Raw genomic sequence first — 12,621 nt, 5'->3', positions numbered from 1 at the left:
ATAGGCAATGGTCGAGCCGGCAACATTGCCCGACGGCGGTCCGCTCTTCTTCTCCAGCACCAGCCCTGGCGCCTGCGTTGCCGTCGCCGTTGCGGTCACGTCCGGCGACTTGGTGGTGCCGTCCGTGGCCGAGGCGATGTTGACCACCTTGCCGGCGTCGAGATCGGCCTGGGTGACGGTGTAGGTAGCGAGGCAGAGTATCGTTGACTGAGGTGGGAATCGCGCGCGCAACAGGCTTGGACAATTGATAGGGTCTGCAAACTTGTCGTCGGTGATGCTGATCGGCTTGGTGATCGTCACATTGCCGCTGTTGGTGACCTTGTAGGAATAGCTGATCTTGTCGCCGACCGCCTTGTACGGATTGCCGGCCGTAATCGTCTTTTCGACCTGCAGGGTAGATGATGCTACTGCATTGGCCGTTGCGGTCACGTCGGGCGACTTGGTGGTGCCGTCCGTGGCCGAGGCGATGTTGACAACCTTGCCGGCGTCGAGATCGCCCTGGGTGACGCTGTAGTCGGCCGTGCAGGTCAAGCTCTCGCCGGGCGCAAGCTTACCGTCGCTCAGTGCCGGGCAGGTCACACTCCTGATCTTGTCGTCGCTGATGCTGACCGGCCTGGTAAACGTCACATTGCCGCTGTTGGTGACCTTGTAGGCATAGCTGATCTTGTCGCCGACCGCCTTGAACGGGCTGCCGGCGGTGATCGACTTTTCGAGTTTCAGCGCCGGCGCCTGTGTTGCCGTCGCCGTTGCGGTCACGTCGGGCGACTTGGCGGTGCCGTCCGTGGCCGAGGCGATGTTGACAACCTTGCCGGCGTCGAGATCGGCCTGGGTGACGCTGTAGTCGGCAGCGCAGGTCAAGCTGCCGCCGGGCGCAAGTTTGCTGTCTGTCGGCACCGGGCAGGTCACCGTCTTGATCCTGTCGTCGCTGACGCTGACCGGCCTGGTAAACGTCACATTGCCGCTGTTGGTGACCTTGTAGGCATAGCTGATCTTGTCGCCGACCGCCTTGAACGGACTGCCGGCGGTGATCGACTTTTCGAGTTTCAGCGCCGGCGCCTGCGCGGCGGTTGCCGTTGCGGTCACGTCAGGCGACTTAGTGGTGCCGTCCGTGGCCGAGGCGATGTTGACAACCTTGCCGGCGTCGAGATCGCCCTGGGTGACGCTGTAGTCGGCCGCGCAGGTCAAGCTGCCGCCGGGCGCAAGCTTGCCGTCGCTCAGTGCCGGGCAGGTCACCGTCTTGATCCTGTCGTCGCTGATGCTGACCGGCTTGGTGATCGTCACATTGCCGCTGTTGGTGATCTTGTAGGAATAGCTGATCTTGTCGCCGACCGCCTTGAACGGGCTGCCGGTGGTGACCGACTTTTCGAGTTTCAGCGCCGGCGCCTGCGCGGCGGTTGCCGTTGCGGTCACGTCGGGCGATTTAGTGGTGCCGTCCGTGGCCGAGGCGATGTTGACCACCTTGCCGGCGTCGAGATCGGCGTGGGTGACGCTGTAGTCGGCCGTGCAGGTCAAGCTCCCGCCGGGCGCAAGCTTACCGTCGCTCAGTGCCGGGCAGGTCACCGTCTTGATCCTGTCGTCGCTGACGCTGACCGGCTTGGTGATCGTCACATTGCCGCTGTTGGTGACCTTGTAGGCATAGCTGACCTTGTCGCCGACCGCCTTGAACGGGCTGCCGGTGGTGACCGACTTTTCGAGTTTCAGCGCCGGCGCCTGCGCGGCGGTTGCCGTTGCGGTCACGTCGGGCGATTTAGTGGTGCCGTCCGTGGCCGAGGCGATGTTGACCACCTTGCCGGCGTCGAGATCGGCCTGGGTGACGCTGTAGTCGGCCGCGCAGGTCAAGCTGCCGCCGGGCGCAAGTTTGCCGTCGCTCAGCGCCGGGCAGGTCACCGTCTTGATCCTGTCGTCGCTGACGCTGACCGGCTTGGTGATCGTCACATTGCCGCTGTTGGTGATCTTGTAGGCATAGCTGATCTTGTCGCCGACCGCCTTGAACGGGCTGCCGGCGGTGACCGACTTTTCGAGTTTCAGCGCCGGCGCCTGCGCGGCGGTTGCCGTTGCGGTCACGTCGGGCGACTTGGTGGTGCCGTCCGTGGCCGAGGCGATGTTGACCACCTTGCCGGCGTCGAGATCGGCCTGGGTGACCAGATATTCTGCGGTACAGACTATCTTTCCGCCCGGTGCAAACTTTCCGTCGGCCACGCTGCCCTTCACCGTGGGAGGGGTTGGCAAGTTTGGACAGGTCACCGTCGTGATCTTGTCGTCGCTGACGCTGATCGGCTTGGTGATCGTCACATTGCCGCTGTTGGTGACCGTATATTCGTAAGTGATTTTTTCGCCTACGGCAGAATAGGCTTTCGCACCGCCGGCCACTTTCTTCTCTAGCGCCAGGCCCGGTGTCTGCTTTGCCAATGCTGTGGCGGTTACCGGAATAGAGGGAGGAACGCCTTCGCTGCTGGCCGTCGCCGTATTGACGATCTTGCCGGTGTCGAGGTCGTCCTGTTTGATCGTATATTCGGCGGTACAGGTCAGCGTGGCCTTTGCCGGCAACCCGCCGGGCGGCAGCGGATCGCATTTTACCGTATATCTGTCGTCCGTGACCACAATGGGTTTGGTGATCGTCCCATTGCCGGTATTGGTGACGGTGTATTTGTAGACGATCCTCTCGCCGACGGCCGAATAGGGATTGGGTGTGATCTTTATATCTAAACCCATGACAGGAAGACGATAAGCCGTGGCCGATACTTTTGGAGATGAGAACTTGCTGGTAGCGGCGGCTGCGGTATTGGTTACCTTGTTGGCGTCGAGATCGGCCTGAACGACCGTGTAGGACGCCGAGCATGCGATCGACGCGTTTGGTAAAAGTCCGCCGACCGGAAGGGAAGGACAGGTGACGCTACTGATCTTGTCGTCATTAATATTTATCGTATCTGTAATCGCAACGTTGCCGGAATTGGTAATCGTGTAACTGTAGTTAATCTTATCTCCAACATTCGAGTAGAGATCGCCACTTGTGATGGTCTTCGCCGCCGTCATGGCGTAACGATACGGCGTATTCTTGAAGGTGCAGGTAATGTCGTCGCCCGCTACAGGAGTGAGATCGAAACTAGTTTTTTTCCCAGAAGAAAGACCGGCTATGGAACCGCCAGTTGCGTTTGTGCAAGCGTATTCTGGAAGATACTCCGCAGACGATTTGTTTGGGGCGGATTCAGAAAAGGTATACTTCGAACCCACTGCAACGTTCGTTAGTTGTGCGATACCCTCAACGACAGAACCCGCGCCCGTCGTAGTGGTGGTCACTTGCGCGACTTTGCTGGCGTCTGCGATCATTAAAACAAACTGATCGGCTGGATTGCCACGATTCGCGGTCAGTTCCTTCTTGAGGGTTAGCCGTGCGTCGTCATCCAGTATTGTGTACGTCGTGGTGGTCGTCGATTTGCCGCCGCACGACGTCGTACTTGCGAGCGTGTACGCGGCGCTATTCGGCTTGATGGTGAGGAGAATCGTTTCGTTGGGCTCAAGATCCGTGTCGTTCGTGACCTTGATGCCGGTTGGGACGCCGTTGGTGCCGTCATAGTCCCCGGCTGGGATATCGATGGTGAATGTGTTTGTCCCGTTGGGCGTCGTAAAGTCTTTTCCGAGCGTCGCCGTACCGCTGACGATGATCGTCACGGCCAACGGTTTGGTAAGGGTTCCGGCGAGACGTAGCGTCGGCAGATTTGCTGATTCGATGCTTTCCGCGCCGCTGCCTTCGGCGGGTTGGAACTCGATATATGGCCCCAGCTCTATTTGAACGTCGTCAAGAAAGTTTCCGCTACTGCCTGGGTCGCTCGATCTGAACCCCAGAGTTTGCAAGCCGGAGTCACCCGTATATTTGAAAGAGCCGCTGCGTTTTTTCCAACCATCCGCCTTTCTTACAACGTCAGAGACAATTTCCGTTGTCGAGCTGTCAGCCGGCAACCCGGCAGGCTTTGAGGTCGGCGATATGTTGAAAAACAGTGTTTCATTGCCGTTTCCGCGGGCGCGGTGACTGAATCGCCAGTTGAAAGTTTCTCCGTTAACGAGACAAACGGTCTGGAAGAGTCGCGAAGACTCATTAGCGTTTAATTCGACGAACTGAAAACCGTCCGACGCAAGTACGCCACCTTCACCTGATCGCCAGAACTCCATGAATCCACCGGTTCCCCCGGTAAGACTTCCGCCGGGCAAGACGGACAAGCAAGTCCCCGAAGGATTACCGGTTTTAGTGTGGGATGTGTTCCAGCCGGGAACGAGATCTTCGCGAAATGTCGCATAACAGGGCAAGAGCCCAATCACCGGGTCTTCGAAGCTTTGATTGATCATGCTTCGCTGCACCTGGGCCTGGGCGACGCCCGGGAACACCCATGTCAGGAGCCCTGCAAAGGTAATTGCCAGAAAATACTTAGATAAATTGGCCCAAAAACGGGCAATTCTCGTAAATAAAATCAATGTAAATAACCTTCGGGCAATAAATCATATACCGCGCAAAATAATCTCGCGTTACGAAGAAAAATTAGTGATAAGCGCTACCGAAAAGCGCTAAAAACCCTTCCAATAATTATTCAGAATGCGCCGGACGCGGGTATTACTTCATTAATATCACTGTATGCCCACAACCAACGGTTGTACTACTTAAATAAACATCGAATCAACTTATAAAGTCGTAACAAAATTAGTTTGCCGGGTCCATAGACGGAGAGGCGTGCGCCCCTGCAACAACCTTTAATGTTGCCCTAGCGCAACATCAGGACGTCGCAGGGCGATCCCGCGGATGCGGCCGGCGCAAACGGCTTGCGCACGATCAGGCCGTTCGCTTCGACGAAAAACTTCAGCATCGAAGAATCCTGCAGCGGGAAGGGCGTGGCGACGAGCGCGCCGTCCGGCTGCCGTAGGACGCGAGCCCGCACATAGTCCTGTCGCTGGTCGTTCATCGCCATGTCGGTTCCGAGTTCGGCGCTGCGCATATTCGGCTCGTGTGCAAGACCGCTGAACGCGCGGATAAGCGGCACGAGGAAGATATGCGCGCAGATGAGACTGGATACGGGATTGCCGGGAAGCCCGAGAATCCGGGTGCCGTCAAGACGGCCAAACATCAACGGCTTGCCGGGCCGCAGCGCGATCTTCCAGAAATCGAGCACCATGCCGCGCGCAGCGAGCGCGGGCTGGACGAGATCATGATCGCCGACGGATGCGCCGCCGAGGGTCACGACAACATCGGCGTCGGCGGCCGTGGCGCGGTCGAAAGCTGCGCTCAGGGCTTCGGGACGGTCTTCGGCAATACCGAGATCGATGGCGAAGCCGCCCGCCTGGCGGATGATTTCGGCAAGGCCGAAACTGTTCGATGCGACGATCTGGTCAGGTCGCATATCTTCACCGGGAGCAACCAGTTCGTCGCCAGTCGCAAGGATTGCGATGCGTGGCCGGCGCACGACCGGGACCGCCGGATGATTGCCCGATGCGGCAAGAGCCAGCGCGCCCGCATCGAGCACACGTCCTGCCTCAAGCAGCACGTCATCTTCATTGAAGTCCAACCCGGCCTTTCGGATATTCTTGCCCTGCTCGACAGGCTCGGCGATCTCGATGCGATCGCCATGCGCAACAGTGTTTTCCTGGATGACGACGCTGTCAGCGCCGTCGGGAAGCGGGGCTCCCGTGAAGATCCGCACTGTCTCACCTGGGCCGACGGCAGCGGCAAATGCATGCCCCGCGGCGGATTGACCGATCAATTGCAAGGTCGCAGGCACGGCCGCGGCATCCGCGGCGCGTACGGCGTAACCGTCCATCGCCGAGGCGGCAAAGGGCGGCTGCTGGCGCTTGGCGTGAAGATCTTCGGCGAGGACGCGGCCGCCTGCGTCCGCAAGGGGAACGATCTCGAAATCGAGCGTTTCGACACCGGCCAGAATCCGCGCCAGCGCTTCGTTGACGGGGAGGAGGGCTGCCATATCAGTTCCCGTTGATTGGATCGGCCGACCAGTCGCCGGATTTGCCGCCGGTCTTCCGCAACAGCCGAATATCCTGAATAATCATGGCTTTGTCAGCGGCTTTCGCCATGTCGTATATAGTGAGGCAGGCAACAGAGACCGCGGTCAGCGCCTCCATTTCAACGCCGGTCTTGCCCATCAGTTTTACCGTTGCAGACACTCTCAGGCCGGGCAATGCTTCATCCGCCTCTATATCGACTGCAATCTTGCTCAGAAGCAGCGGATGACAGAGCGGAATGAGGTCATGCGTCTTCTTCGCTGCCATGATACCGGCGATGCGGGCTGTACCGATCACGTCGCCTTTGGCGGCATTGCCAGCGCGGATGAGCGCCAATGTCTCGGGCCGCATTTTGACGCAACCTTCGGCGATCGCCACGCGTTCGGTTTCGCCTTTGCCGCCCACATCGACCATATGGGCCGCGCCCGTTTCGTCGAGATGGCTAAGCCTTGTCATGCCGCGTCGTTCTGTTGTGAAGCCGCGCCGTTCAGGAGGAGCCGTGTCGCCGCCGCGACATCGTCCTTTCGCATCAGGCTTTCACCGACAAGGAAAGTTCCGATGTTGGAGCGGGAAAGCCGCTCGCAATCCGCGTGCGTGAAGATCCCGCTCTCGCTGACAAGCAGCTTGTCCGCTGGAACCATGCCAGCCAGCCGCTCGGAAGTGGCAATGTCGACGTCGAACGTACGCAGGTCGCGGTTATTGATGCCAAGGAGCGGGGAGGTGAGTTTCAGCGCCCGCTCCATCTCGGCCTCGTCGTGAACCTCAACCAGCACGTCCATGCCGAGCGCCAGCGCCGTTTCCTCAAGCGCCTTGGCGAGATCGTCGGAAACACTGGCCATGATGATGAGGATGCAATCCGCCCCCCAGCTGCGTGCCTCGTACACCTGATAAGTGTCGAACAGGAAGTCCTTGCGCAGGGCAGGCAATCCGGTAGCGGCGCGCGCAGCGACCAGATATTCCGGTGCGCCCTGAAAGGATGGCTGGTCCGTGAGAACGGAGAGACAGGCGGCGCCGCCTTCTTCATAGGCCTTGGCGAGCGCGGGCGGATCAAAATCCAGCCGGATCAGTCCCTTGGAAGGGCTCGCCTTCTTGATTTCGGCAATCAGGCCGAATTGGCCAGCATCGCGCTTTTTGCGCAGAGCAGCAAGGAAGCCACGTGGCGCATCCTCGTCGCGCGCCCGCGCCTGTAGTTCATCGAGCGGTGTCCGCGCCTTGGCGGCCGCGATCTCTTCGCGCTTGTAGGCCTCGATCTTGCGAAGAATATCAGCCATGGTCAGATCGCCCCGCTATTGGATACGTGAACCAGCTTCTTTAGCACATTTCGCGCCGCGCCGCTGTCGATCGATTGGCCAGCCATGGCAATGCCGGCTTTCAAATCCGGCACCGCGCCGGCAATCACCAGCGCCGCGCCGGCATTGAACAGCGTAATATCGCGGTATGCGCCATGGGCGCCATCGAGGACGGAGAGCAAGGATACGGCATTCTCATCCGCCGAGCCGCCCTTCAGGTCCTGGGGATCTACGAGACGCAGGCCAAAGGACTCCGGGTCAATCTCGAATTGGCGAATGACACCGTTTTCCAGCGCGGCGACTTTCGTGACGCCCGCAGTGGTAATTTCGTCAAGGCCATCCCCGTGAACAACCCAGACAGCTTCAGATCCGAGCGCCTTGAGCACGTGCGCGACCGGCTCGACCCATTCCGGGGAAAACACGCCGACGAGCTGGCGCTTGACACCGGCGGGATTCGTCAATGGGCCAAGCAGGTTGAAAACCGTCCGTGTGCCAAGTTCGACGCGCGCCGGCCCGACATGTTTCATGGCCGGGTGATGCATCGGCGCAAACATGAAGCCGATGCCTGCCTGCTCAATACAATCGCTGATCAGTTCCGGCCCGATCTCGATATTGATGCCTAGCGCCGCGAGCGTGTCGGCCGCGCCGGAACGCGAGGACAGCGCCCGATTGCCATGCTTGGCAACAGGAACGCCGGCGCCGGCGGTAACGAAGGCAGCGCAAGTCGACACATTATAGGAGCCCGACTGATCGCCGCCCGTTCCGACGATATCGATGGCGTTGGCCGGTGCAGTCACCGTCAGCATTTTCGAGCGCATAGCAGAAACGGCGCCGGTGATCTCGTCGATGTTTTCGCCGCGCACTCGCAGCGCCATCAACAGGCCACCAATCTGCGCCGGCGTTGCCTGTCCGGACATCATGATATCGAAGGCCTCGACCGCTTCCTCGCGGGTGAGAGCCCTGCCTGCTGCCGCAATGCCGATGAAGCGCTTTAATTCAGCCATTCTCTTTCTCGCGGCTCAGCGGGCCAGGGCCCTGTCGATGACAGACTGGTTGACGGAAACAGGATAGACGGTCTGCAACTGCGACACCAGTTGGTCGAGCAGATCATCGGCAAGACGATTGCCGATGGCATTCTTCTCGACCGTGGTGATCGCATCTGGTCCGACATTTGCTGGCTCGATCGATTCCGTCACCTTGAAGATCAGCTTCGAGCCATCGGTCGCCGATTCCGTGACGCCGACCACGCCTTCCGGGCCGTCGAATACCGAGGCAACGCCACCTTGACCGAGATCCGCATCCTTGCTTTCGCGCGTGATGCCACGCTTGGTATCCTTGGTGAATTTGAACTCGGACGCAATCACATCCAGCGAAGCGCCATCGGCCACGCGCTTGCGTACCTCTTCCGCCTTGGCATTGAGCTGCTTTTCGATTTCCGCCTTCTTCCAGTTGGCGATGACGTGGGCCTTCACCTCGTCGAGCGGGCGCTCGCGCGCGGGCGTTACGCTGGTCACGTCGTACCAGAGATAGCCATTGGTGCCGAGATTGAACGGTTCGTTGTCAAAGCCGACATCGGCCTGGAAGACAGCGGCAAGCTGGTTTTCGTCGAAGGGAAGATCGGCGAGCTGCTTTTCGTCCATGCCCCGACCAGCCTGGTCGACCGCATCGATGGTGACGACCTTGAGATTTTCCTTGGCTGCGGCCTCCGCCATGCTCTGCCCGTCGGCGCGCGCATTCTCGTAGGCGTCGTGCACGTCGCCGATGGTCGATGCCGCCTGGGCGAGAGCGAGGTTCTCACGAATGTCGTTTTCGACTTCCGAAAGCGGCTTGATGACCTCCGGCGTCGACGCGGTAACGCGAACGATCACCGGTCCGAAAGTACCCTTGAGCACGTCGCTGATGCCATTTGGCTGCAGCGCAAAGATGGCATCCGCGATCGAGCGGTCGGGGAGGGCCGGCTTCGGGAATGTCCCGAGCCGCACGTCATCCATCGTCTTGCCTTCCGCTTTTACAACGTCCTCGAAGCTCGTTCCGGCTGCGATCTTGTCGTGCGCCGCCTTTGCCGCTTCCTCATTGGCGAAGGTAAGCTGCTCGATCGTCCGGGTTTCCGGGGTGGTGTAGCGGGCAATGTTCTTGTCGTATTCCGCCTTGATTTCTTCGGGTGCGACGGTTGCCGCGTTGGCGATGTCCTTCGGCTCGAGCTTTACATAGGTGATCTTGCGATTCTGCGGCGCGCCGTAGGCCTCCTTGTTCGCTTCGAAATAGGTCTTCAGCACGTCATCGCTCGGATCGGCGACGTCCTTGATGAAGTCGGCCGGCATAGCGACATAATCGATGGTGCGCGATTCGCCCTTGTACATGGCGAGGGCTTTCAGCAGCGCATCAGGCGCCTTGATGCCGTCGGCGACGGCTTCGACGATCTGTTGGCGGCGCGCGACCTGGGCGCGATTGTCGAGGTAGCTCTGCGGGTTCATGCCGGCATTGCGCAACACGGCATTGAACTGCGCCTGGTTGAACCGACCGTCAGGACCATGAAAGGCGGGATCTTCTGCCGCGAGCTGGGCGAGGCGGTCCTTGGAGAGGCCGAGGGACATGGTGCGTGCCTGTTCGTCGAGAACGACGCCTGCAACGAGCTGTCCCTGGACCTGATGCCCGATGCCGATGGCGTCAGCTTGTTCACGCGTCAGCCTCTGGCCGAACTGCTGCGAGAGCGCAGCAAGCTGGCGATCATAGGCGAGGCGGTAGTCTACCGGAGAAACCTCGGAATGGCCTGCGCGAATTGCCGCGCCGCCGCCGATTGCACCAAGGATCGTATTGGATACACCCCATCCGGCGAAGCTGATGACGAGAAGGCCCATGAGCACCTTGACCACCCAGGTCTGTGCAACATTGCGGAGAGAGTCGAGCATGAAAAATCACCGTGTCAGTCAAGAAGCATAATTTAATCCACGCGGGAATAGCGTGATGCAGGGCATGTGTCGATTGCTTTATCAATTGAATTTGCTAGTCAGGCAATCAAATCACTGAGAAAATCGACCAAACAAACGTCCAAGGAACACCCAATGACCCCTGATGTGCGTCCGCTCGTTGCTGGAAACTGGAAAATGAACGGTACGGGAGAGTCGCTCGACGAACTGCGTACGATCGTCAACCGGCCGAATTCCGCCATAGGCGAGAAGATCGACGCACTGATCTGTGTGCCGGCTACGCTCGTCTTCCGCGCAGCCCAGCTGGTAGAAGGCGAGGCGCTGGCAATCGGCGGCCAGGACTGTCATTTCAAGAAATCCGGCGCCCATACCGGCGATATCGCAGCGAATATGTTGCTCGATGCCGGCGCGTCCCATGTCATTGTCGGACATTCTGAACGGCGCACAGATCACGCGGAGACCGATGAGATCGTCAATGCCAAGGCAAAGGCGGGCTGGGAAGCTGGACTGACGACCATCATCTGTATCGGTGAAACCGAAGCGCAGCGCCGCGCGGGTTCGACGCTCGAAATCATAGCGACGCAGCTCGCAGGGTCGATTCCGGCCGACGCGCGGTCCGGCAATACGATTATTGCCTATGAACCCGTATGGGCCATCGGTACCGGACTGACACCCACGCCGGACGACGTCAAAGACGTCCATGGCTCGATCCGCGCGGCTCTTGCCAAGCGCTTTGGCGAGGACGGAACGAAGATGCGGATCCTTTATGGCGGCTCGGTCAAGCCCTCAAACGCAGTCGAATTGCTGGGCATCGACAATGTCGACGGCGCTTTGGTCGGCGGCGCAAGCTTGAAAGCGGTGGACTTCCTCGCCATCTGTGAGGCGTATCACGCCCTCTGATCGGCTTAGACATGCTATTGAACCAGGAAATCTGTCTGCGGACGGGCTTGGTTTATTGAAGGATACGGTGTAAAGAGCCGCGTCCGATTTCTAGAAAGCAGAAAATACCCCATGCAAACCGTCGTTATCGTCATTCATCTTCTGATTGTACTTGCCCTTGTCGGTGTCGTGCTTATGCAACGCTCGGAAGGCGGCGGTCTCGGGATCGGTGGCGGCTCGGGCTTCATGACAGCGCGTGGCGCTGCCAATGCCCTGACCCGTGCGACGGCAATTCTCGCGGCGGGGTTCTTCATCACTTCGCTGGCGCTGGGTATCATGGCGCGCTACGGCGAAAACCCGACGGACATTCTGAACCGTATTCCACAGACGACGGGCACGCAGCCAGCGGGCCAGCAGGGCCAGCAGCCGCCGACGAGCGGCGGTATCCTCAACCAGCTGGGCGGTCCTTCGTCGAAGCCCGCAACGGCGCCGACGGATGCGCCCGCCGCTCCGGGAGCGACTGCGCCGGTAACGCCCGAATCGCCGGCCCCGGCCAATACAGCCCCGGCTGCACCCGCTCCGGCACAGCCGGCAAACCCGGTCCCGAATTCGCAGTAATCGGGCACCGTTTGAACGTCTTTCGCGGCAAGCGCAATAAAGTGTTGCGCTTCCGCAACCGTTGTGTGTGAAGAATCGTCGGACGTTGTTCTTCACAGCGATTTGCATTGAGAAGAAACCGGTCTTCGGTTATCGCCATAAACGTTGGCCTCGGGGGCCTCGCAAACGCCGTGATGGCGTTGTGCAATCTACGCGGGATTTCAAATATGCTTTCACGTCGCTCCTTACTCATTGGCATGTCAGTCCTGGCCTTGACCGGCCCGGCATCAGCCGAACCATTTCTGAAGCGGATCCTCAATCCGTTTACCGGCGATGCGCCGCAACCGGTCGCGCCGGAAGCTGTCGTAAATCCGGATGCCGCTGCTGCTGCAGCGCCGATTGAAGTCGCTGAAGTGCGCAAGCCCGCCACGGGCAAGGCAAAGAACAAATACGGCATCGATCCCAAGTACATGCCGCAGGATGTTCCCTTTACCGGCTACAAGACCGGCACGATCGTCATCGATCCAAAGGACAAGTTCCTCTACCTGATCGAATCGCCGTTTACGGCGCGCCGCTATGGCATCGCTGTCGGCAAGGAAGGTCTGGAGTTCAAGGGCACCGCCCAGATCCAGACCAAGCGCGAGTGGCCGCGCTGGATTCCGACCAAGGAAATGATCGAACGCGAGCCGGCCCACTATGCCAAGTATGAGAATGGCATGGATGGCGGCCCCGGCAATCCGCTTGGTGCACGCGCCCTCTACCTGTCGCAGGGCGGCCGCGATACGCATGTGCGAATCCATGGCACGATCCAGCCCTGGACCATCGGAAGTTCCGCTTCGAACGGCTGTTTCCGCATGGTCAACGACCATGTCATCGACCTCTACAACCGCGTTAGCGTCGGCACTCAAGTTATCGTGCTGTAAAGACTATTA

General features: G+C 59.7%; 9 protein-coding genes. 3 read left to right on the top strand and 6 right to left on the bottom strand.

Annotated elements, in window-relative coordinates; translation table 11 throughout:
• The 6 genes from BR48_RS0122280 to BR48_RS0122255 form a co-directional block, all read right to left on the bottom strand.
• A partial coding sequence (locus BR48_RS0122280) for a hypothetical protein (protein ID WP_210165013.1) occupies positions 1-3,852 on the bottom strand: 3,852 nt, incomplete at its 3' end.
• Between the two features lie 899 nt (positions 3,853-4,751).
• Entirely contained in the window at positions 4,752-5,960 is a 1,209-nt protein-coding gene (gene glp / locus BR48_RS0122275; RefSeq protein ID WP_027233331.1) for a gephyrin-like molybdotransferase Glp, read from the bottom strand.
• A gap of 1 nt (position 5,961) precedes the next feature.
• Positions 5,962-6,453, bottom strand: coding sequence for a cyclic pyranopterin monophosphate synthase MoaC (gene moaC / locus BR48_RS0122270; protein ID WP_027233330.1), 492 nt, complete (start codon positions 6,451-6,453; stop codon positions 5,962-5,964).
• The gene (gene trpC, locus BR48_RS0122265; protein WP_027233329.1) at positions 6,450-7,268 is read right to left on the bottom strand and encodes an indole-3-glycerol phosphate synthase TrpC; all 819 of its coding nucleotides are present in this window, start codon (positions 7,266-7,268) and stop codon (positions 6,450-6,452) included. Before trpC ends, moaC begins: the two co-directional genes overlap by 4 nt.
• A 2-nt stretch (positions 7,269-7,270) precedes the next feature.
• Complete coding sequence (trpD, locus tag BR48_RS0122260; RefSeq protein ID WP_027233328.1) at positions 7,271-8,290, bottom strand: anthranilate phosphoribosyltransferase; 1,020 nt, start codon at positions 8,288-8,290, stop codon at positions 7,271-7,273.
• A gap of 15 nt (positions 8,291-8,305) precedes the next feature.
• The gene (locus tag BR48_RS0122255; RefSeq protein WP_027233327.1) at positions 8,306-10,195 is read right to left on the bottom strand and encodes a SurA N-terminal domain-containing protein; all 1,890 of its coding nucleotides are present in this window, start codon (positions 10,193-10,195) and stop codon (positions 8,306-8,308) included.
• Positions 10,196-10,348: 153 nt separating this feature from the next.
• On the opposite strand from BR48_RS0122255, the gene tpiA reads away from it, so the two are divergent.
• The 3 genes from tpiA (at position 10,349) to BR48_RS0122240 (ending at position 12,612) form a co-directional block, all read left to right on the top strand.
• Complete coding sequence (tpiA, locus tag BR48_RS0122250; protein ID WP_027233326.1) at positions 10,349-11,113, top strand: triose-phosphate isomerase; 765 nt, start codon at positions 10,349-10,351, stop codon at positions 11,111-11,113.
• Between the two features lie 111 nt (positions 11,114-11,224).
• Positions 11,225-11,710 (top strand): preprotein translocase subunit SecG, encoded by a 486-nt coding sequence (gene secG, locus BR48_RS0122245; RefSeq protein ID WP_027233325.1) that lies wholly within the window; start codon positions 11,225-11,227, stop codon positions 11,708-11,710.
• Positions 11,711-11,916: 206 nt separating this feature from the next.
• A complete protein-coding gene (locus BR48_RS0122240; RefSeq protein WP_027233324.1) occupies positions 11,917-12,612 on the top strand; it encodes a L,D-transpeptidase in 696 nt (231 codons plus the stop codon).
• The last annotated feature ends 9 nt before the right edge of the window (positions 12,613-12,621 follow it).

Source organism: Phyllobacterium sp. UNC302MFCol5.2, from assembly GCF_000686005.1.
Lineage (GTDB): Bacteria > Pseudomonadota > Alphaproteobacteria > Rhizobiales > Rhizobiaceae > Phyllobacterium > Phyllobacterium pellucidum.
Note: the sequence above shows the minus strand (reverse complement) of the source record. Positions and strands in the feature narration are given on the sequence as shown.